The sequence below is a fragment of the Thalassotalea litorea genome, assembly GCF_043642205.1.
GTDB classification, from domain to species: domain Bacteria; phylum Pseudomonadota; class Gammaproteobacteria; order Enterobacterales; family Alteromonadaceae; genus Thalassotalea_A; species Thalassotalea_A litorea.
Genome location: NZ_JBHZSG010000005.1, coordinates 158,016 through 180,037, shown reverse-complemented (window position 1 = coordinate 180,037; position 22,022 = coordinate 158,016). Strand labels below are relative to the sequence as shown.

Annotated in this window: 17 protein-coding genes; 6 read left to right on the top strand and 11 right to left on the bottom strand. The window is 42.3% G+C overall.

All coding sequences use genetic code 11. The features are described 5' to 3' along the window. Positions 1–171 precede the first annotated feature (171 nt). The 5 genes from ACHUFQ_RS04550 to ppsA all read right to left on the bottom strand — a co-directional run bounded on the left by ACHUFQ_RS04550 (position 172) and on the right by ppsA (position 9,332). Positions 172–2,532, bottom strand: coding sequence for an exonuclease domain-containing protein (locus ACHUFQ_RS04550; protein ID WP_394173405.1), 2,361 nt, complete (start codon positions 2,530–2,532; stop codon positions 172–174). A gap of 497 nt (positions 2,533–3,029) precedes the next feature. After that, on the bottom strand, positions 3,030–3,425 hold the full coding sequence (locus ACHUFQ_RS04545; RefSeq protein WP_394173404.1) for a hypothetical protein: 396 nt from the start codon (positions 3,423–3,425) through the stop codon (positions 3,030–3,032). 17 nt (positions 3,426–3,442) lie between these two features. Continuing rightward, on the bottom strand, positions 3,443–3,721 hold the full coding sequence (locus ACHUFQ_RS04540; RefSeq protein ID WP_394173402.1) for a SelT/SelW/SelH family protein: 279 nt from the start codon (positions 3,719–3,721) through the stop codon (positions 3,443–3,445). Positions 3,722–3,773: 52 nt separating this feature from the next. Continuing rightward, positions 3,774–6,827, bottom strand: a complete 3,054-nt coding sequence (ydiJ, locus tag ACHUFQ_RS04535) for a D-2-hydroxyglutarate dehydrogenase YdiJ (protein WP_394173400.1) — start codon at positions 6,825–6,827, stop codon at positions 3,774–3,776. A 132-nt stretch (positions 6,828–6,959) separates the two neighbouring features. After that, positions 6,960–9,332, bottom strand: coding sequence for a phosphoenolpyruvate synthase (ppsA, locus tag ACHUFQ_RS04530; RefSeq protein ID WP_394173399.1), 2,373 nt, complete (start codon positions 9,330–9,332; stop codon positions 6,960–6,962). Between the two features lie 142 nt (positions 9,333–9,474). On the opposite strand from ppsA, the gene ppsR reads away from it, so the two are divergent. The 3 genes from ppsR (at position 9,475) to ACHUFQ_RS04515 (ending at position 13,584) form a co-directional block, all read left to right on the top strand. After that, positions 9,475–10,284 carry a posphoenolpyruvate synthetase regulatory kinase/phosphorylase PpsR gene (ppsR, locus tag ACHUFQ_RS04525; protein WP_394173397.1) on the top strand — a complete coding sequence of 270 codons (810 nt, stop codon included), beginning with the start codon at positions 9,475–9,477 and terminating at the stop codon, positions 10,282–10,284. 216 nt (positions 10,285–10,500) lie between these two features. Further along, positions 10,501–11,553, top strand: a complete 1,053-nt coding sequence (locus ACHUFQ_RS04520) for a 3-deoxy-7-phosphoheptulonate synthase (protein ID WP_394173396.1) — start codon at positions 10,501–10,503, stop codon at positions 11,551–11,553. Between the two features lie 162 nt (positions 11,554–11,715). Beyond that, positions 11,716–13,584 (top strand): choice-of-anchor I family protein, encoded by a 1,869-nt coding sequence (locus ACHUFQ_RS04515; protein ID WP_394173395.1) that lies wholly within the window; start codon positions 11,716–11,718, stop codon positions 13,582–13,584. A 103-nt stretch (positions 13,585–13,687) separates the two neighbouring features. Here the strand turns inward: ACHUFQ_RS04515 and ACHUFQ_RS04510 are convergent, their stop codons facing one another. Beyond that, positions 13,688–14,173 (bottom strand): low molecular weight protein-tyrosine-phosphatase, encoded by a 486-nt coding sequence (locus tag ACHUFQ_RS04510; protein ID WP_394173393.1) that lies wholly within the window; start codon positions 14,171–14,173, stop codon positions 13,688–13,690. A gap of 153 nt (positions 14,174–14,326) precedes the next feature. Between ACHUFQ_RS04510 and ACHUFQ_RS04505 the strand changes: the two genes are divergently transcribed. The 3 genes from ACHUFQ_RS04505 to ACHUFQ_RS04495 all read left to right on the top strand — a co-directional run bounded on the left by ACHUFQ_RS04505 (position 14,327) and on the right by ACHUFQ_RS04495 (position 18,273). Then, on the top strand, positions 14,327–15,061 hold the full coding sequence (locus tag ACHUFQ_RS04505) for a DUF4336 domain-containing protein (protein WP_394173392.1): 735 nt from the start codon (positions 14,327–14,329) through the stop codon (positions 15,059–15,061). Positions 15,062–15,246: 185 nt separating this feature from the next. Further along, on the top strand, positions 15,247–17,307 hold the full coding sequence (locus ACHUFQ_RS04500; protein WP_394173391.1) for a hypothetical protein: 2,061 nt from the start codon (positions 15,247–15,249) through the stop codon (positions 17,305–17,307). Between the two features lie 63 nt (positions 17,308–17,370). Then, on the top strand, positions 17,371–18,273 hold the full coding sequence (locus ACHUFQ_RS04495; protein ID WP_394173389.1) for an endonuclease/exonuclease/phosphatase family protein: 903 nt from the start codon (positions 17,371–17,373) through the stop codon (positions 18,271–18,273). Between the two features lie 38 nt (positions 18,274–18,311). Here ACHUFQ_RS04495 and ACHUFQ_RS04490 read toward each other — a convergent pair whose 3' ends face one another. The 5 genes from ACHUFQ_RS04490 to ACHUFQ_RS04470 are packed head-to-tail and all read right to left on the bottom strand — an operon-like array spanning position 18,312 to position 21,949. Further along, positions 18,312–18,878, bottom strand: coding sequence for a lipocalin family protein (locus ACHUFQ_RS04490; protein WP_394173387.1), 567 nt, complete (start codon positions 18,876–18,878; stop codon positions 18,312–18,314). 13 nt (positions 18,879–18,891) lie between these two features. Continuing rightward, positions 18,892–19,362, bottom strand: a complete 471-nt coding sequence (locus tag ACHUFQ_RS04485) for an outer membrane lipoprotein (protein ID WP_394173385.1) — start codon at positions 19,360–19,362, stop codon at positions 18,892–18,894. Between the two features lie 47 nt (positions 19,363–19,409). Next, positions 19,410–20,012 (bottom strand): penicillin-binding protein activator LpoB, encoded by a 603-nt coding sequence (lpoB, locus tag ACHUFQ_RS04480; protein ID WP_394173383.1) that lies wholly within the window; start codon positions 20,010–20,012, stop codon positions 19,410–19,412. Between the two features lie 11 nt (positions 20,013–20,023). Next, positions 20,024–20,458 carry a YcfL family protein gene (locus ACHUFQ_RS04475; RefSeq protein ID WP_394173381.1) on the bottom strand — a complete coding sequence of 145 codons (435 nt, stop codon included), beginning with the start codon at positions 20,456–20,458 and terminating at the stop codon, positions 20,024–20,026. Between the two features lie 30 nt (positions 20,459–20,488). Next, on the bottom strand, positions 20,489–21,949 hold the full coding sequence (locus ACHUFQ_RS04470) for a COG3014 family protein (protein ID WP_394173379.1): 1,461 nt from the start codon (positions 21,947–21,949) through the stop codon (positions 20,489–20,491). Between the last annotated feature and the right edge of the window lie 73 nt (positions 21,950–22,022).

Below are 22,022 nucleotides of genomic sequence, written 5' to 3'. Positions count from 1 at the left end.
CTACTGCATCATTCATTTGTTCACAACAATGATTTTTCATTAAAATTATTTACCCTTTGAATGACTGCTGATCGCTCTAAGCGGAAGTAAGCTCCGGCTATTTATTTAATTTACTGATTAAACGTCAAAAGTCAAAGCTTGATGTAAAAAGCTTTACAAATGATTAATTCTTTAATTCTTGAATTTGCTCGAACTAATGACTGAGAAAGATAATATATCTCCAATGCTGTATCCAGCATCAGCAAGGCCGAGTTTTTGAGCTGGAGTCTTAGGCGTCCTTTTGCTCTTTTTATTCATCAATGTCTTCTTATCAGTTAATACATAGTTTGAGTAAACCCTGAATATTTCAATAAGCATTGCTGCCCACTTAGGGTTATATGACGCGTAACCATTCCATCTCAACCCGTTTGTCGCAGATGTAATTGGACGTTCCAGCATATTAATCCTACGACGTATCATTTGAAAAAAGTTGTCAACGCCATGTGTCGAAACATCTGATAGTGATTCAGATAATTCCTGTGATATTTCACCATCAGGGAGAACTAAAGGTTTAATGTCCATTGTCTGTCTATACTTCGGAAAGGGGTGTACCAGCCATTCTGACTTGCTATTACCAATATTCTCGTTGCGTTGGATTAATGATGCCGAAAAATATTTATGTGCCAACTTGTTTAAGTCGTCCTGATTATTCTGAGCATTCTTGATCTCTAATTCACTAAAGCCTTCTTCGATCAAAACCTGCTCAGACCAAGTACGTCTGTCTTGCATTTGGCTGGCGTTATTTCTGTCAGCTCGAATCAAAACTGGATAGACTTTTCCAGACTTAATTAACTTGTTCAAAGTTAAACAAATGCCAAGCTCGAAGCCTTCGTCGTCATCGGCGAAAAGGTCAACATGGTTAGCAGAATCGTAAAACTTTTTTACTTGGGCCAGATGAGCCATAAGCGAATAGGTTTGCTGCACTAATAAGTGTTTACTAGGTGCTTTAAGAGGTAAGGCATCTTCAACGTCATCTGACTCTACATCACTATCGGATACGACGTACTGAGAGTAGATTCTTTCATGAATTGGCTTAAAGCTTTCTTTTCGCTTTTTAAAATCTTTTTTGATTGCTTGCCAGTCAGAAGTGAAATCAAAATTAACTGTGCTCGCAAGTACATATCGTGAGTTATTGTCTACAGATGACGTGTTAACTAACTTTGTTGGACGTCTATCTTTCTTTTCACTCCAATTAGCGAGGTAGTGTTGTCTATCCATACTGATCTCCAATGATTTGTTTTGGAGCCTATGAATGTTCTCCTTGATATGCCATTGCTCAAATTGAATGCATTGCTGATAGAAAAACTCAATGCGTTGATATATTAGTGGCGCATTGATCCCCAAAGATTCTTGGATTCTATTGATAACCCCTTTATTTATTAATAATGAAAAAAGCGCCTCGTTTATTTGGTGGTTCTGTTGGCCTACTTGTGGATCGATTGCAACATTGAATTGCTTGCCACAAGCTTTACATTCTATTCTCTGAGTGCCTTTATGTTCATATCCTGCAACTTTGGAGTAATTAATTCCCTTCTTAATATAGTTATCAGGGTAGTTATGGATCTCTTTGCTAAAATTTTTACAAGGCTTTCCCTTCCCGCGCCCCTTAATGATGGATTCGTTTGGACAGCTAGCGCTCAGAAGCGAATGCTCATTGTTAATTCTTATAGACTCTAATACATAAGCTCTATTATTAATTAAGCGCGTACTAGTTTTACATAACTTGCAAGTAAGAGACTTGCCTGACCGAGTGGTTGTTAGTTTATAATCATTTGCAAGCCCTCGCTTGGGAGTGCCATCTTTATTCTTTAAAGGGTTTTTAGCGGGTACGCCATAGTTGTCGCAATTTGGATTCTTACAATAGTTTAATTGAACCATTTCATTGGATTCTGGATGCCTAAACGCTCTAGGGATTGGGAAAGCAACAGGGGCTGTGTGCTTATTAAGCTGCGGGGTCACTTGCAGTGGTACTTGCTCCGTTAGGTGATGCCTAATATAAAGTTCGGCAGCCAATTGAGCATCGATTAAAGCGCCATGCACCTTTCTTAATGAAATATCAATGGAGTACCTGCGACACGCGGCGTCGAGTTTTAACCACTTACCTCCGTTCGCAATGGATTTCATTAGGCAAGAGCATTTAAAATCTCTTCTTAATACAACATCTAAACCAGCGCGATCTAGTTCTGCTTGCAGGAAGCCCAAATCGAAATCTAGGTTATAGGTTGATAACTCAGCTCCAGATATAAAATCTAAGAAGCTCTCTGCGATATCAGCAAAAGTAGGGCTTTGTTGGAGGTCTTGGTCTCTTATTCCATGAACCTTCCTAGAACCAGGGCTAATTTTCCGCCCTTCTGGATTTATTAATGAATGGAAATAGTTTTTCTTCGAAAGCTTACCGTCCACGATCTCAACAGCGGCGAGCTCGATAACTCTATGACCGCTTGAATGGCTAACACCTGTTGTTTCTGTATCGATTACGACGATTCGTGACATATTTCCTCCTACCCCCCTTATGCTAATGATTGTGAGCTTGTTGTCAAATACATTATTATCTTATTGATATTCATGGAAAAAAGCATTGACACGGAGTGGTTTTGCTGGATTAGAATGTTTTTAAGTTGTTGTTATTTAACTATATTTTTAACAGCCTTCTTACGGATTAGGTCTTTAATTATTTAATGTAAAAAAGCATCGTTAAGATATTTACGTTTAAAACAATTTGGTAGGGGAAAAAGTGGAGCTAAAGAACGTATTTTAAGGCAGACTCAACGGCAAACATGAATGATCGGCTTGTAACTTATTGATAATATTTACAATTAAGGTTGACACGGAATGTTATTTAGGTGTTTATACTATTTCTAACATGTTGATTTTTAAGATAATTAAAAAAAGGATCTACATAATGTAGATCCTTAATTTCATATCAGCCCATCTTTGAACGGGATTTTTTATCTCTAATTTCCAACCCGTAAAATCAACAAGTTCTCAATTTATAAAGATGCCCCGGACAACACTTTGATGTCATCTATCAGCACTTGTGAATAACCTATGGCTAGAAATATTTCTAATCCTACACTAATTAGAATACTGGCGTTAACCCGCTTAGCCTGATACTCACGAAAGCCAATAATGGCTAGCACTACCATGGCAAACAGCAGGCCAGCAGTTATCGCTAGTCGTAGTTCAGATACTGGCACCTCTCTGGCTAGAAATAAGATAATTGCCATGCCAAGATAAACCGTTCCTAAACGTCGGCCAACAACAATGGCTTCTTCATGTACCGTCATTCCCCAGCGGCGCATAAGTAACGGCGAAAAAAACAACCACCCTATGCCCAATAAAAATGCTGCAATTGCGGTAATGGATACAACCAAACTAAAACTCAAAGCAACTACCTCAATGACTAGTTTTTGGTTTTATCGGAATGACCGAGAGATCTATCTGGCGCTATCACATCTCTTACAGCTTGTTTAAGCTCAGTAATTTCCGGAAACCTGCCCTGCTCTTTTCGTGACCAGATCACTTTATCATTGGCCAAAACCTCAAAGATACCGCCGGTACCGGGTTTTAATGTTAGCTCGGATATTTCGCCATCAAATGTCGTGAGTAATTCCTGTGCCATCCAGCTAGAACGAAGTAACCAACGGCATTGGCTGCAGTATTGAATTTCAATTTTATTCATAATTCTATTTGTTATTCTATTCACTCATCTAAGTGATTATTCGTTTAATATCTCAGGAAAGATGCTTAAGTATTGCCTGAGCCGGATGTTGTAGCCTCTTATCGGTATAGCGTTTAACCTGACTACGGCATGAAAAGCCTGTGGCTAACATCAACTCTGTAGGGTTTTGCTTCAACGGCGTTTGCCAGCTCAGTTCAAATAATCCTTTAGAGTTTTCCTGATTCTGAGTTTCATGGCCATAAGTACCGGCCATACCACAACAACCAACACTCATAGCTTGAAGTTTAAGGCCAAAGATAGCGAATATTTCCTGCCATTGAACTTCACTCTTCGCTAACGCGGTTTTCTCGGTACAGTGGGCAAACAGCTTGAAAGTACCTGGATTAGTACTCGCTGAAATTTCCCCAAGCTTATCCTTAATGCTAAATAACCATTCGTGGCTTAGTAACACATTGAAATCGCCCCTGCTTTCACCAAGAACCTGATTGTATTCATCGCGATAACAAAGCACGAGTGACGCATCCATACCTACCATCGGCATATTCAGGCGATGCAATTCATTTAAAAATTCTGCGCTATCTGCGGCGGTCTTCGCAAACTTTTTAAGAAACCCTTTAACGTGTTGTGGTTTGCCATTGGGTTTAAACGGCAATAACACAGGCCTGAAACCGAGCTTTTTCACCAGGCGCATAAAGTCGGCAACGACGTTGGCATCATAAAATGAGGTAAACGGATCCTGAACCACAAGAACGGTTCTGGCCTTATCTTCATCATTGAGTTGCTGCAGAGCATATAAATCAAACGACTCAAAACCTTCGTCGTCTACCTGTTTCTCTAACGACGGCACCGATAACAATGGCGTATCTTCATAGCCTAGAAATTTGCGAGATACCCAGGCAAACACTGGGTTATTAATGGACATGTTCACCGTACGCGGGAATTTAGCCATCAAGGGGGCCATCGTTTCGATATGCGCAACGAAGTGATCTTTAATTGGGCGCAAATAACGACCGTAATAGTGATCAATAAATCGTGCTCGAAAATCGGGAACATCTACTTTTACCGGGCACTGGCTCGCGCACGCTTTACAAGCCAGACAACCTGACATTGCTTCCATCACTTCGTGTGAATAATCGTATTCACCGGCTTTGAAACGCAACGTATTGACTGTCTTTAACGCCATGGCTTTGACGGAAAATCCTTGCTTGCCATTTTTAAGGTTTTCGAGATCTACGCCCTTTTCCGACAATAATCGTAACCATTCACGCATTAAGCCCGCTCGACCTTTGGGCGAGTGACGACGGTCAGATGTTATTTTACTGGATGGGCACATAGGGCTTTTGCTGTCGAAGTTAAAGCAAAGACCATTACCATTACAGTTCATGACCGATGGGAAATCCTCACGAACCTGAATAGGGATTTGACGGTCGAATCCACCGCGTTTTGTATCATCAACACTGACTAATTTGTCATCGCGCTCAAGTGGCGTACAAATCTTGCCAGGATTCATTTTATTTAACGGGTCAAATACGGTTTTGATTTTCCGTAATTCTAAAAACAATTCTTCGCCAAAAAATGCCGGTCCGTATTCACTGCGATAACCTTTACCATGTTCGCCCCACATCAGGCCGCCATATTTTGCCGTTAAGGCAACAACGCTATCGGATATTTCACGCAGCACTTCTTCTTGCTTAGGATCGCACATATCCAGCGCCGGGCGAACATGCAGGACCCCGGCATCAACATGGCCAAACATGCCATAATCAAGGTTATGTGAATCGAGCAGTGCCCGAAACTCAAGAATAAAGTCGGCAAGGTTTTCTGGTGGTACTGCAGTATCTTCTGCAAACGCTAACGGCTTAGCATGGCCTTTGGCATTCCCAAGCAGCCCGACCGCTTTTTTACGCATCCCATACAATCGAGAGATACTAGCCAGATCATAGGTTATTTGATAACCGATAACACCTTTGTCTTTGGCAGCCTTACCATTGAGAGATTTTTCAAGCGCGGCAATCTTTTGCTCAACTTCTTGTTGTTCAAAACCGGTAAATTCCACCAGATTTAAACCATCCATTTCAATATCAGGTACATCGGTAATCAGGTCTTGAACGCTATGCCAGACAATATCCTGTTTCGCCAGATTCAATACTCTCGAATCGATGGTTTCTACACTCAAGGCTTTTGCTTCAACTAAATCAGGCGAATGACGAAGGGCTGACTCAAAACTATCATACTTGATATTGACCAGCGCCCTGACATTGGGGATTTCAGTGATATTTAGTTTGGCTTCCGCGACGATCGCCAAGCTGCCTTCAGAGCCGGTAATCAAACGGCCAAGATCAAACTGCGTTAAGCTTGGATCAAAAACATTTTCTAAATCGTAACCCGTTAAAAATCGGTTTAACCTTGGAAATTTGCTGAGTATTTTGTCGCGATTATCACCACAGCTTGCTAATGCTGTTTGATACACCTGACCTTCCCGGCTAGCCAATGAAGCTTTTCTTTCGGCGTCTTCAATTGGCAGTGCTGCAGTGTTTAACAGCGTACCGTCAGCAAGAATACTGGTGAGTCCCAGTACGTGATCTGAGGTCTTCCCGTATACCAGCGATCCCTGCCCTGACGCATCTGTATTGACCATACCGCCAATGGTGGCGCGGTTTGATGTTGATAAATCTGGCGAAAAGAAAAAGCCATGAGGTTTTAAAAATTCATTGAGTTGATCTTTAATCACCCCCGCTTGCACCCGCACCCAACGCTCTTCAACATTGATTTCAAGAATACGATTCATGTGACGGGATAAATCCACCACGATCCCGGGCGTCAAGGATTGACCATTGGTACCGGTACCGCCGCCTCGGGCTGAGAATTGAATTTCATGAAATTTTTCAAGATTCGCCAATGAGGTAATAATGCAAATATCATCAACGGATTTTGGGTGTAGCACCGCTTGTGGTATTTGTTGGTATACACTGTTATCTGTCGCAACCGCTAATCTTTCGCTGTACTGACAGGAAATATCGCCGCGATAACCACTAGATTGCAGGGTTTGCAGATACTTTTGATATAAAGGTGAAACTAAATCGTCAACATCAAGGCGCGGTAGCATAAACAACAGAAATATTTTAGCGAGAATATGCGCCTATGATGCTAAAAATGACGTTAAAAAACAATCGATTTAAAAATAAAAAGCAACCCGAAGGTTGCTTTTTTTATCCTAAATCCTGTAAACCAACCACTGCTAGTTAATTGACTCGCTTAGATACATCCAGGTTGATAACACTGAATCTGGATTTAGTGACACACTGTCAATGCCTTGGTCCATCAACCAGGCGGCAAAGTCTGGATGATCTGAAGGGCCTTGACCACAAATTCCGACGTATTTGTTGCGACGCTTACAGGCCTGAATTGCCATTTCTAGCAAAGACTTAATGGCAGGATCGCGTTCATCAAATAAATGTGCAACCAACCCAGAATCTCGGTCCAAACCGAGTGTTAGCTGGGTTAAATCATTAGAACCGATAGAAAAGCCATCAAAGTAGTCCAGGAACTGGTCGGCTAATAAGGCATTGGACGGTAATTCACACATCATAATAACTTTGAGTCCGTTTTCACCACGGACCAAACCATTCTCCGCCAAAATATCAATAACCTGTTCGGCTTCTTTGATAGTTCGAACAAATGGGATCATGACTTCCACATTCTCAAGACCCATGTCATGACGAACCCGTTTAATGGCGTCACATTCCATGGCAAAACATTCTCGGAATTCATCACTGATATAGCGAGACGCACCGCGATACCCGATCATGGGATTTTCTTCATCCGGTTCATACAAATCACCACCAACTAAGTTAGCGTATTCGTTTGATTTAAAATCCGACATACGGACAATGACGCGCTCAGGGGCAAAAGATGCTGCTAACGTCGCAATACCTTCGGTCAATTTCGCAATGTAAAACTCTTTCGGAGAATCATAACCGGCAATAATATCGGTAATTTCTTCCTGTAGTCCGGCGTCAAGTGAATCAAAATTCAACAACGCTTTGGGGTGAACTCCAATCATTTTATTGATGATAAATTCAAGTCGAGCGAGGCCAATACCACTGTGGGGTAAGCGGGCAAAACTAAAGGCTCGGTCTGGATTGCCCACATTCATCATGATCTTAAACGGAATATCCGGCATATTGTCGATTTCAGAGCGCTTCACTTCAAAATCTAATTCGCCATCGTAAATAAATCCGGTATCGCCTTCTGCGCAACTGACGGTGACTTTTGTGTTGGTACTCAGCAAATCGGTGGCATTTCCACAACCAACAACGGCGGGTATGCCCATTTCTCGGGCAATGATGGCAGCATGACAAGTGCGACCGCCTCGATTCGTAACAATCGCCGATGCCCGTTTCATGATAGGTTCCCAATCTGGGTCGGTCATGTCAGTGACTAGTACATCACCAGGTAAAACCTTGTCCATTTCTTCGATGCTTTTCAGCACTTTAACCGTACCTTTACCGATTTTATGGCCAATCGCACGACCTTCACACAATACGTTCGATTGACCTTGTAATAGAAACTGTTCCATTACATTACCACTTTCACGGCTACGAACCGTTTCCGGACGTGCCTGAACGATGTATAGCTTGCCATCCAAACCATCTTTGGCCCACTCGATGTCCATTGGACGACCATAGTGTTGTTCAATGATCATCGCTTGGTTCGCCAGCTCTTGTACTTCAGAATCTGTTATCGAAAAGCGCTCTGATTGCGCCGGCTCAACATCGACCACATCAACCTGCTTGCCATGACTTAAATCGTCGGTATAAATCATTTTAACCAATTTAGAGCCAATATTACGACGCAAAACTGCAGGCTTTTGCTCTGTTACCGATGGTTTAAACACGTAAAATTCATCTGGATTAACAGCACCTTGCACTACCATTTCACCCAAGCCATAACTCGAAGTGATAAAAACTACCTGATCGAATCCTGATTCAGTATCGATACTGAACATAACACCGGAAGATGCTATATCTGAGCGCACCATGCGCTGAATACCTGCCGATAAAGACACACCTTTGTGGTCATAACCAGAATGCACTCGATAGGAAATGGCACGATCGTTAAACAACGACGCAAATACATGTTTAATGGCGATCATGACATTTTCAAAACCACGGACATTCAAAAATGTTTCCTGTTGTCCGGCAAATGAAGCATCTGGCATATCTTCTGCGGTTGCTGAAGAGCGAACCGCAAATGAAACCTCATCACCTAAACCGGCATTAAGATTGCCATAGGCTTTTTCAATGGCATGTTGCATATCCGGCAAGAATGGCGTGTCAATAATCCATTGGCGAATTTTCGCCCCTGTTTGCGTCAGTGCCTGAATATCACTGACATCCAGCGTGTCGAGTTCTGCGTAAATTTTTTCAGTCAGACCAGATTGGTCAAGGAATTCATTGAAAGCGAAAGCGGTAGTGGCAAAGCCCGATGGTACTTGAACACCCAGGGATGAAAGGTTGCTGATCATTTCACCAAGGGAAGCATTTTTACCACCCACGCGATCAACGTCGTTCATGTTGAGGTCTTCATACCAAAGTACATGTTCTTGCACGTTATTATTCTCCAAGAAGTATGAAACAGGATCGAAGTGACTTATTAATTAAAGTGTTGCTACTATATTTAAGTCAGCGGTATTCTACACAACCCATACATTAACTGAAACACATAATGTAAGTTTTTACAAGGAAGAACAAATGCGCGCAGCTTTTTATATTTCTGATGGTACAGCGATCACTTCTGAGGTGTTCGGTCATGCTTTACTGTCTCTTTTTCCAGTGGAATTCGAGCACTTCACCATCCCCTTTGTCGAGACGGTAGAAAAAGCCCAGCAGGTAAAGCAGCAAATCAATCAGGCCTATCGAAAAACTGGCGTAAAACCTTTTGTATTTCATACGTTTGTGAACCCTGATACGCGCGAAGTCATCGACAGTTGTGATGCCGTAATCTATAATTTTCTCGAGCATTTTATTAGTCCGGTAGAGCAGCAATTAGGGATCGGGGCTAAGCCAAAAGCACACAGAACTCACTCAATTCACGAGAATAGCTATGACTATCGAATCGATGCGGTGAATTTTGCTTTGGCTAATGATGATGGCACTCGTGTAACGGATTATGAACACGCTGACATTATTTTAGTCGGTGTTTCTCGCTCAGGTAAGACCCCATCTTGCTTGTATCTCGCGCTACAATATGGAATTAAAGCCGCAAACTACCCGTTTACTGAGGATGATATCGAGGAATTAAAGCTTCCGGGCTTTTTACAAAAACATAAAGACAAATTATTTGGACTGACCATAGACGCGGATCGCTTGATTGATATACGCAACGGTCGAATGGCTAATTCCAAATATTCTTCCGCTCGCCAGTGTCGTTTAGAAGTTCGGGAAGTGGAAAAGCTCTATAAACAAGAAAAAATTCCCTACCTGAATACCACCAAATTTTCCGTTGAAGAGATTTCCGCAAAAATTTTATCGGTAACAGGGCTGCAGCGTTATAAATATTAATAACGAAGAACGCATAAATGAATGGCCAATGTCATTAACTCGTTGGTTAGCAATTGGTTGCACAATATCCTTGATGATTTTCATCGTAAAGGTGCAGTGACACCTGGACCAAAAAGAAAATAACTAAATTATTCTATAAAATTCATAGAAACTATTTCACATATCTCATGAATTTAGCTATGTTAGCGGCCTAATTAACAAGGGTATCCTAATCGAATGACCATAAAGACTGACGAGTTTCGCACTTCATTGATTGAACATCTGATATCACCGGCGCAACTAGCCGAAGATATCCCTCTTTCTGAAGAAACCGCCAACTTTATTATCGACTCACGTACTACCGTAGAAAACATTATTTGCGGAAAGGACAAGCGATTGTTGGTGGTCATAGGCCCCTGCTCTATCCACGATCCTGAAGCGGCAATGGATTATGCAAAACAATTAAAAGTCTTGCATGACAAATACCGCGATCAATTACAGATAGTTATGCGGGTCTATTTTGAAAAGCCTCGAACCACCGTAGGCTGGAAAGGTTTGATCAGCGATCCTTGGCTGGATAAGTCATTTGATGTCGAAAAAGGCCTGCACCTGGCCCGAAATCTGTTAATGGAAATCAATGAGCTGGGCTTACCTGCGGGAACCGAATTCCTGGATATGGTTACCGGTCAGTATATTTCTGATCTTATCAGTTGGGGCGCGATCGGCGCCCGTACGACAGAATCTCAGGTACACCGAGAGCTGGCATCGGCATTATCCTGCCCGGTAGGTTTTAAGAACGGTACCGATGGTAATGTAAAGATTGCCATTGATGCGATCAAAGCCGCTAGTGTGCCCCACGTACTATATTCACCAGATAAAAGCGGACAAATGTCGATTTACCAAACCCACGGCAATCCGTTTTCTCACATCATTTTACGTGGTGGTAAACAACCAAATTACCACGCCAAAGACGTAAAAGAGGCCTATCAAAAACTCCAGGAGTCTGTTATTGACACTAAGATCATGGTGGATTGTTCGCACGGTAATAGTGCTAAAGATCATAATCGCCAGATTGAGGTGGCCAAGAGCCTTGCCGAGCAAATTAAAAACGGTAGCGATGCCATTTTCGGTGTGATGATTGAAAGCTTTTTAGTGCCGGGCAATCAAAAAGTCATCCCAGGTAAGGAAGATCAATTGACTTATGGTCAAAGCATTACCGACGCCTGTATCGATATGACGGATAGCGAAAAGATCCTTGATATCCTCGCCAAATCCGTAAGTAACCGATAAAGCTACCAGCCTACCTTTTACTGTTTACGTAAATGTAACCAAAAAAGGTAGGCCTTTCTTCAAAACGTCTTCAACGCTTCAAAAAAGCTTAGCTTTTCTTTAACCAAACCGTCATGTGTAGACTTTAATGTTTTTCTGAATTTTAAAAATCAGGGAAACACAATGAAAAACCTTACAAAAAAAATTATCTCGCTAAGCCTGCTAAGTCTATTAGGTGCCTGCTCGTTAGAAGGTGATGATGGTATAAATGGCCAGGTAGGTTCCTCAGGGTTAAATGGTACAAATGGCGTTAACGGCCAAAATGGCTCAGACGGTATCAATGCCAACAATTCCGTATCATTACAGGTTGTTGGCCGTTTTCAGGCAGGTGGTCAGGAAATCCTTGGCAAAAGCGCGGCTGAAATCGTTACTTTTCATCAGTCATCACAATCGGCTTTTGCCATCAATGGCGATCTAAATCAGGTAGAAGTAATTTCGTTAGCCGCTTTACCAACCGGTGAAGTTGCTAACCCAACATCCGATACTTCATTAAACTCTGCACCATTTACGTTTGCCGATAATGTTGACGTTATGGTTTCTGGTGCAAGTGAAAATATCTTGCTGGGTGACGCCAATTCTATCGCTATCTTTAATGATACCTTAGCCATTGCGGTTGCCGCCGATACCGCAACCAACGCCGGTGCAATACTTTTCTATCAATTGGACGATAGCGGCAATGGCAGTTTTATCAAAGCGGTAAAAGTTGGTGCCCTGCCCGATATGGTTACTTTTAATCAGGATGGCAGTACCGTATTAGTGGCTAACGAAGGCGAGCCAAACAGCGATTACACCATAGATCCTGAAGGTTCAGTTTCGATTATCAGCATTGATAACGGCATGATTGCCGATGAAGCAATGACCGTAAATTTAACCACAGACATGACGTTCTCATCCGATTTACTTTCCTCTACGGATTTTGATAGCGATGAAAAGCGCAAAGCCTTGCTTCTTGACGCAGGACTAAAGCTAGCGGGCCCCGCCGGCACTACACTGGCACAAAGCCTTGAGCCTGAATACATCGCCGTTAGCGAAGATAACAAAACCGCATTTGTTTCCTTTCAGGAAAACAATGCTCTGGGTATTATCGATTTAGAATCCTATCAAATCGAAGTAAAGCCATTTGGTTTCAAAGACTGGAGCCAATTTGAAATGGACTACACCAACAAAGACGAAATTGCGTCGTTCCGCACCCTACCGGGTGTATTCGGCATGTACCAACCGGATACCATCGCGAGTTTTAACTGGCACGGCGCTAACTTTATCGTTACCGCTAATGAAGGTGATTCCAGAGATTATGATGGTTACACAGAAGAAGTTCGGGTAAAAGACATCATTGATAAAGATGAGTTAAACCTTGAGCTTTCAGATGAGTTACAGGCCCTTTATGATCAAACTGGCGGTAGTGACGGTCTTGGTCGCTTGAAAGTGACGACAGCGCTAGGCGATGTCGATGCAGATGGTGTTTATGAAACACTATATGCTTATGGCGCACGTTCTTTTTCAATCTGGGATCAACAAGGTACCTTAGTGTTCGATTCCGGTGATGACTTTGAAAAAATTTCAGCCGCAATCCTTGGCAATAACTTTAATAGTGCCCATACCGAAAACAAAGGCGATAACCGCTCTGACGATAAAGGTGGTGAACCAGAAGCGTTAGCGTTAGGTATGGTCGGAGACAGAAACTTTGCCTTTATCGGTCTTGAGCGCTCTGGCGATATCTTTGTTTACGACATCACCAATCCATTCAATGTAACTTTCAATAATCACCTGAATAATCGCGATTTTAGCATTGATTTTGAACTTGATGATGATTTGGATAATCCATGCGATGAAGCACAAGGCATGGATTGTACTAATGCTCTTTTTGCTGGTGATTTAGGTCCAGAATCGATGTATTTTGTCGATGCCGACAAGAGTCCAAATGGCAATCCGTTATTGCTGGTAGGTAGTGAAGTGAGCGGTACCGTAACCGTTTATCAGATTATCGAATAAACTCGTTAGCAATTTCTGATATAGTAAAACGAAAAAAAGGGTTAATGCTTGTCATTAACCCTTTTTCATTCAAACCGCGATTATCAATATCAAAGTGCAAATATTAAGACTTTAGGGACTTCAATAAGCCGTCACTGGCATCTTCAATAAGGTTCAACACATGCTCAAAGCCATGACTCCCGCCATAATACGGATCCGGTACGGATATTTCCGCGCGATCTTCGGCGTACTCCAAAAACAGTCGAATTTTATGTTGTAAGTCTTGCGGACATTGCTTGAGTAAATCATCCATATTGTCATGGTCCATGGCAACGATAAGGTCGAATTTTTCAAAATCTTCATCGACCACTTTGCGAGCCCGAATATCGGAAAAGTCATAACCTCTCGCCTCACCAACTTCACGGGAGCGTTTATCGGGCAATTCTCCCTGGTGATAGGCAATGGTGCCCGCAGATTCCACGTCAATATCAAACCCCTGCTCTTTCGCCTTTTGCCTGAACACGGCGTCCGCCGTAGGGCTTCTGCATATGTTGCCCATGCAGACAAACAGTACGGATGTTATCGCAGATGTTTCTTTTTCATCGGACATATGGCGTTCCTTTTCGATAATGGCCCAAAGGCTAGATGTCTGTATATTCCAAAATTTCACGGGTAAAGTACATGGTTGTTCAAGACACGGTGACTTTTCTTAACATGGCTTATACTTGATACATTATTAATAAAGCCAGTAAAGAGCGCAACCGTGCAGAAGTTTGGTGACAATCTATTTATCAGCAGTGCCTTTGTAACGTTTTACGGAACCACACTGCAAACCCGTATGGCAGTTGTTAAGGCGGAAAATAACCAACTGCTGATCTACTCGCCTATTTTTCTCAACGATGCGATCAAACAGTCGTTAGCGGATATTGGCAAGGTTACCTGGATTGTTGCCCCTAATAAAATCCATAATCAAGCACTTGCTGAATATATTGAAGCCTATCCCGAAGCAAAAATTTACGCCGCGCCAGGATTAAAAGAACGATGCCCCGATATTCGGGTAGATGAGGTTGTACAAGGTTATCAGCCAAATTTCCTTTCCCATGATATCGACATGATCACTACGGCCGGAAACTGCTTTTTCACCGAAATTCTATTGCTTCACAAACCCTCGAAAACGTTAATTGTCGCTGATTATATTGAAAATATGAGTAAATCGACAACGTCTAAGCTCTGGCTGTTTAAGCTATTCGGGGTTCGTGAAAAACCCATGTCTTCGCCAGAATTTCGCATGTACACCACCGACGCTGGAAAAGCACAGGAGGTGCTTGAAGTGGTAGATAGCTGGGATTTTCAACAAATATTTCTCTGTCACGGGGAATTAATAACGTCTAATGCCGGCGGTGTTTTCAATCGGGTTAGTGAAAAGTTCCTGGAGAAGATTGAACACAGAAGTGAGCTCAGCAAGAGTCTATATCGACGATTATCTCAAATACAATAAGACAAAGAACAGGTATAGGCTTTACGGTCTGGATCTAAGTTCTTCACCTAATTCAGGTGCACTTCCTGCTTAGCTGACAGGTTGCAAAGCCGCCATTGCAAGCTATGCTCAATGCATTGAAAACCATGATTTATTTCTCATTAGATTTGCTTCTCTAAAGGGCGTGGTTTGGAGATATTCTGGGGATGTTTAAGCCAACCCAACAACCTGATGCAGCCGTTATGCGGTTACGAATTCCTAAACAGATATGCGCAGTTGTATGTGTATTATGGGCACTACTGTTAGTTACGATAGTTTTTATTAGTACCAATCCTCAAGCGCACGCACAGCAACACAATAACACCATTCAAATCCTGGTTTTTGATGACGACTTAAACCAACAAGGCAACGATATCTTTATTCGCAGTATTAATAATACCCTTGAAGCCATTCAACTTGATGAAGAATTTTTCAATACCGGTGAGAATCCTCTTAGCACCGGCAAAGTGATCAGCGAATTCAAATCCAAGTATCAATTTGTTCGCCTACCGTTAAAAAGTCTCGATTGTAATTCAACGTTCGAACAAATAAAAAACTGGGCGCAAATAGGATTGATTCTTGGGCCTTTAACCTCAGGATGTACCATCAAATTATTAAATTTATTGGCCATAGAGTCAGCAAACATTCCGATAATTAACTCCACCGCAACTCGATCAAATATTAACCAGGACGAAGAAGGTCGCCCTTTATACCCATATTTTTATCGAACCGTACACGCCGATGATAAGCGAGTGATGAATGTGGTCAATAAGCTTCAGAGTGCCCATAAACCCGCGGCTACATCCAATGATTTTAACATCCATATATTCTACAAAGATAAGGACCTATATTCTGAAGGGCTCACCAAACATTTAGAGACCACGTTGGCTGGTAAAGGTATTGCGCCCAAAAATATCTACCGATGTTATCGTAAGCAACAGATTTACTGTACGTCTCTGGCATCGAGGCAACAAGATCAAAAACAGATTGGAACAGCAACGCTATGGCAAAACGACAATGATATTCACAAACCCAATGCGGTGATCTTTGCAACATCGACCGATGACGAATCGATGGCTGGGGTCCGGGACTTTTACTGGCAACTGTCAGGTGCATTTGACATCAAATTTTATGCCTTCGGAACGCCTGCGAGCTTTCCTTTTCTCAAGGCTAACTCTTTGCTTATTTCCATGCCGACTTTAAACCTTTATGAAGGGCAATTTAGCAATAAAGTAGCTCAGTTTAACCCTCGACAAGAGCACTACCTATCAACGGTACTGGCCACAGAACTCACCTTTAAACTGATACGGGACTTTGACCCGTTTAATGAACAACAGGTACAGGAAATCATTAATAAAACGTTGCATGCGCTCGTAGAGCCAGAGCATATCAACACCGAGTTTCAGCAAACAATAAAACAGAATAACTGGTGTCATATCAATCAGGTTGCGTGTTTTCGTCTCTATGCCTCACAACGGTTAAGCAGAGAAACGTTCCGGACCCAGCTGGCTCATGAAAAATATCGGTTCAATCACTTCGGTGATTTCGTCTCTAACATGGTCGATGCCACACTTTTTGTAAAAGAGGCTCAATACCTTCTAAAAAATCGTGAACAAGTGGTGGTCAAACCCGATGATATCGAGGCCAGTGTTGACCGAAAATTCGTACAACTGTTGTCAGGTTCCATATTAGTTACAGGTAAGGTTAACAAGCCAGCGCTGAATAAAAATTACAAGGTTCGTATCCGCCAGCAAAACCAAAGTGATAGCGATCCGAAAATAATCGATTTAGCCGTTGCCGAGGATGGTAGCTTTGCCTTTAAACATACGCCCTTGCAAATGGGCGGTTTTGACATTAGCTTTTACCGCGATAAGTTCAGATTACAAAGCCAACCTTTGTTTTTTCACGTAACCTTACCCTCTAATCCTATTTGGTCATTGTTAATCGCATTTGGCGCAACGTTGCTTTATCACCGTGACATGGTCGCTAATCGCGAATTTGCACGCTTGAAAAAACCTTTGATTGAAGCTCTGTTGGCGACGTTGTTGTTTTACGTGTGTTTTGTCATTTTAAAAGAATTTTTTGGTGATTTAACACCACCAGCCTTAAACAGTGATCACAGCTTGAATCCCGGTCTAATCGGGCTGATATGCGCCGTCCTTGGGATGAAGGTTTTAGATCCCATAATCAATGTAATGAAAAATATTAAATCCGACAATTCTGGTTAATCATCACAAATTGAATAGACTTAAGACAGAAGCACTATTGTAACTCCTGTTCGAGAGGTAAATGTGACCTTTAAGCGCTTGTCTTTTATTGTTCTTTTCAGTTATTTGTTGCTCTGCATTCCCGGTTCGTTCGCCAAAGAAACCCCTGATGGTTTGCCCGAGCCCAAGCCATTAGATGTGCAAGTTAACCCAGATGTGCAATTTTCCCTTATCGATAAAGACTTTTTAAAGGTGATCAGCTTAAACATGGCGCACGGGCGTAAGGACGCATTTAGTCAGATCCTTACCAGCAAGAAAGCCATTGAAAAGAACCTCGACGATATTGCTGAGATGCTAAAACGCGAAGAGGCAGACGTGGTTGCTTTGCAAGAAGCCGATGCACCTTCCTGGTGGAGCGGCAACTTCAATCATGTCGAATACCTTGCTAAAAAAGCTGGCTATCATTTTTATATTCAAGCCTCTCATGTCGATAAGTTTTTTGGCACTTATGGCACCGCCATCATGAGCAGATTGCCAATACGTGAATCCTTTTCGGTTGCTTTCAGGCCAACTCCCCCTTCCACCCAAAAAGGTTTTGTTACGGGTAAAGTTGGTTGGGATTGCGCGCCACAAGACAAAGACTGTCTGGAAATTGACATCTATTCGGTACATCTGGATTTTCTTCGTCAGGCCAAGCGCAACCAACAAATTCGCACTCTGGCAATGATGCTGGAGCAACGTAGACGAAATTCTGTGATTATGGGGGACTTTAACAGCGAATGGTTAGGATCTGAAAAGGTTATTCGTTTTCTTGCTGAGTCCGGGAGTTTTAAACTCTATGAACCTGAATCGGAAAATTTGGCAACCTATGGTAACAAGCGGCTGGATTGGGTAATTATTTCTAAAGAATTGAATTATAAAAGCTATAAAATTGCAAAAGAAGTGTTAAGCGATCACCAGGCTGTGGTTGTGGAAATAGAATTTTAAAGGAGTATTCAGATATCCGAGATTTAGTTACAGTCTCGTTACCTGGGTTGTTGATTAACCCAAATCAATTCATCAGTATTAACACCGAATTTAGCGACATGTTCGATAAACTGCTGTTTTTCTCTGTCATCTATTGTAGGTGTTCTCGATAACAACCAGACATAGTCCGTATCATAACCCACTACATAGGCGGTTTGGTACATCCCTTTACCATTGCCAGCTTCCTGTAGATGTGAAATCACGTAGGAAGAATAAAAGGGACCAAAAAATGACACTTTTAAATGGCCGATAGTAGATCCATTAACAAATTTGGCTTTGCCTTTAGCTGTTGACCATTGTTTATCTTCTGTATCAAAGCCTTTGTTCAACACAACGACATTACCATCTTCATCGACGGTGTATTCTGCCGTCACCTGATCTAACCCCCGTTCAAACGAATGATCCAGTCTGGCAACTTCGTACCAGGTGCCCAAATAACGTGATAATTCGAAATCCTCAACCGGTTGCACACCTTCGGGAATGGACGTGCAGCTCGTTATATTCAAGACCAATGCGAGTGGCAGTATGGCTTTTAACGATAACAACAGGTTGTGAGTAAAACTCATGATGCCAATGCCTTTACATTTGTTTATCAAGGCGAACAATACCGCCTTGTAGGTAAACCATACGAACCAAATCATCCTGATGAAATACCATCGCCGGATCAAAGTCCTGAACCACCATAAACTGACCGTCCTGTTCGGTTTCTACCATGATTTCAACCAAACGAATGGTACGACTTTGATATTGCGGATTATGATCTGCGGATACTTTACCGCCGATGATAGAGCCAAGAATGGTAGCCGCTACCCGGCCACTCCCGCCTCCGAACTGATTGCCGATGGCACCTCCTATCAGCGCACCGCCAAACACCTTCCAGCCATGGTTTTGATCTTCAACCAGCTCTTCTCTGGAAATATCACGAACACTTAACACCTGGCCAAACAGCACCTTTTCTACCGGCATCGCTTTATTGCGCTCGTATTGCGCTAGCACCGGCAGGCTTAAACACATCGCCATCAGAGCAACAACAGATATTAAGTGTTTCATGTTTAGTTCCTTAAAGCTTATCCAGTTCAAGCTTATCCAATTAACGGTTACCAGCTCCAGCCTTGTTTCTCTTTGGTTTTACGAATTTCCGTCTCATCGGCCCACTCCACGATACCGGATTCAAGATCCATCAAGCGCATCGTAAATTTATAATAAACGTCAGATTTATCTTTGTTGGACTTCACAATACTGGAAAGGTTGCCATACAACATATATTCGGCTCCAGTCTGCTTACCAAACTGAACCGCCTTGGAAGGGTCCACTAAGCCTCCTTCATTTTGAAACTCGAGTTGCTTGGTTACGTCCTGAACCCGCGACATATCGACAAAACGAAACTTACCGGAGCGAAGTAATTTGGTGGAAATGGAATCAGTAATAGATTCTGTATCAATATGTTCAGACGTTTTGTTTTTAATACGTTCAACGTACATCACCGGACGACCATCTTTAACCAGCTCATTCACTGCAGCCGACTCGATTAAAGAATCCGTCATTTCTGTCGCGATCTTTTGCAGATCCGTTGACCCAAAGCTTAAATCCGTCGTTTCCACTTCCTGTGCATCACCATAGGAGACCGTTGCTTTGTTTGAGCAGGCCCCGAGGCCCAACAATAAACCGATACTAATCACACTTAATGTTAGTTTTTTCATGTTTGTTCCTTTTAGTCTTCGAATTTATACACTTCTTTAGGTACTTCGCGCACATAAAGACTGAATTTATCTACGTTCTTAACCGGAGCCATCGCCCTTAACGTCAAACTTTGCTGGCCGTGCAAGGCAACCGATTTCCATGGTGTTTTGCCCGGTTCAATCACAAACCCATCAGCATCGTACCAGTAAAACTGATATTGGAGATTCTGAGTTTTATCGTATGTACTGAGCAGTTCCAGATTTACTTCTAAAAATTCATTGGTGGTCCGGGATTTAACGTCAGAAATTTGCAATCGCTTGGCAAGTTCCGGGTTATTAACCTTTAGGTAATCCTGAAAATTATCTCCCTGGGTCATAGGATCAGTACCGATACCCGAGGTATCTGGTTCACTGGCACAGCCAATGAGCAACAATAAAGGTAAAACAAATACTATGAGTTTGCGCATAAACATACTCCGAAGATCTCACGATCTTAATTATAGGTTAGAGCTAATATAGCCAATATAATTTCCCGTTACCGTGAGTTTGATCAAGGTAATACGGTTTTCTTTTACTTCTACATCAATCGTTTGCTGTTGACCATTATAGTCAACCTGAATCGTTTGCGGCCCTGCAATTAAGGGTTGTCGTAACACTTGTATCTGCTGTGGCAACGTCAGCCAGGAGCGCGTATCTGCGCGCTCTGACGCCATGTTATATAAACTAGCCAACACATTACCGACATCGCCGCCAGAGCGGGCAGCTTCCTGTCGAATTTCTTCTTTTGCAAATATTCTTAGTACCTGGCGTGCCACCATTCCTGGCATCTGATCATAAAGTTGGAATTTAGCCAATGGCAATAAATCCAATATCGGGTCTGCCACTAAATATTTCCCTTCCTGACTTAATTGCACTTTGCTAGGCGCTGCAAACTGACTAGCATGGTTATAAGACGGTAGTGACAAAGAATAAAAGCGTAAATTACCATGATGACTGGCTGGAATGTTAATGCTTGCATCCTGACGCGGAATGATTTGTCCTAACTCAATCATCACAACCACATCGCCCTTGCCCTGGGTCGTTGCGCTTTTCGGTTGATAAGTACCATAACGCGCCTTAAATCTTTCGATATCATCTTCCATCTGCAAACGCTGCGCCAGGCGCTGAACATCATTAATGATAACTGGGCTTTGGGGATTGATTTCTAATGCACGTTTGTAATCAATGTAAGCATCATTGAGTTCATCACTGCCCTCATAGAGGACACCAGACAGGTAAAAGGTGTATGCATTTTGAAAACCAGATTTAACATCCGCTAAGGTCGATTCCATATCCGGAAAACTGGAATATAAACTCGATTCTGACACATTGGCTTTTTGCAGCGCATCATCACGGGCTTGATCAATTTTTTTCTGATTTTGCTTTAAGGCATTTTCCTGAACGATATTTGCTCGGCGAACTTCAACTAACGCCCCTTCCCTGTCACCTTGCATCAAATAATTAATCGCCTGATACGAATGCATCATACTTTGTTCAAAAGATGGGATGATATAAGGTAAGGCGTTATCATTACTTAATAGCGCACTGGCTTGATTTAACGATTCACTGACTCGTATTTTAGCCTGTTCATTGGTTGTTCTGACGTAATTGTACGCCTCTTCAAAAGCTTGTTGACTTGCCGGCCAGTCATTGGCAAGAAACGCCAGACGACCTCTTTCCAGCTGGCTCAATGCGTAACTGTTTTCTGTTTTACCGCGCTGAATGACTAACGATTGCGCTTGTTGTACCTGACCTTGATCGATCTGCGCTCGCACCGGTTGCATCTGCTGAGCATAACCGCTGAACATATCGGAAAATTGCATACCGGCACAACCGGTAAGCAATACCAACATCCCCAGCGAAGCAAACCAATATGTGCGTTGGTGGGGTTTAACTGAAGAGAAAAAATGTGATCTCATAATTTAAATTAACCACAATTGGCCGTCAATTTCGACAAATTTTATCGTTAAATTGTAATTAACTATTTAAAAG

Bases quoted from the DNA above. Each gene is read 5' to 3' on its own strand.
- ACHUFQ_RS04500 (WP_394173391.1), top strand. From the start codon at position 15,247: ATGTTTAAGCCAACCCAACAACCTGATGCAGCCGTTATGCGGTTACGA.
- ACHUFQ_RS04470 (WP_394173379.1), bottom strand. From the start codon at position 21,949: ATGAGATCACATTTTTTCTCTTCAGTTAAACCCCACCAACGCACATAT.
- ACHUFQ_RS04550 (WP_394173405.1), bottom strand. From the start codon at position 2,532: ATGTCACGAATCGTCGTAATCGATACAGAAACAACAGGTGTTAGCCAT.
- ACHUFQ_RS04485 (WP_394173385.1), bottom strand. From the start codon at position 19,362: ATGAAACACTTAATATCTGTTGTTGCTCTGATGGCGATGTGTTTAAGC.
- ACHUFQ_RS04540 (WP_394173402.1), bottom strand. From the start codon at position 3,721: ATGAATAAAATTGAAATTCAATACTGCAGCCAATGCCGTTGGTTACTT.
- ydiJ (WP_394173400.1), bottom strand. From the start codon at position 6,827: ATGCTACCGCGCCTTGATGTTGACGATTTAGTTTCACCTTTATATCAA.
- lpoB (WP_394173383.1), bottom strand. From the start codon at position 20,012: ATGAAAAAACTAACATTAAGTGTGATTAGTATCGGTTTATTGTTGGGC.
- ACHUFQ_RS04475 (WP_394173381.1), bottom strand. From the start codon at position 20,458: ATGCGCAAACTCATAGTATTTGTTTTACCTTTATTGTTGCTCATTGGC.
- ACHUFQ_RS04520 (WP_394173396.1), top strand. From the start codon at position 10,501: ATGACCATAAAGACTGACGAGTTTCGCACTTCATTGATTGAACATCTG.
- ppsR (WP_394173397.1), top strand. From the start codon at position 9,475: ATGCGCGCAGCTTTTTATATTTCTGATGGTACAGCGATCACTTCTGAG.
- ACHUFQ_RS04510 (WP_394173393.1), bottom strand. From the start codon at position 14,173: ATGTCCGATGAAAAAGAAACATCTGCGATAACATCCGTACTGTTTGTC.
- ACHUFQ_RS04490 (WP_394173387.1), bottom strand. From the start codon at position 18,878: ATGAGTTTTACTCACAACCTGTTGTTATCGTTAAAAGCCATACTGCCA.
- ACHUFQ_RS04515 (WP_394173395.1), top strand. From the start codon at position 11,716: ATGAAAAACCTTACAAAAAAAATTATCTCGCTAAGCCTGCTAAGTCTA.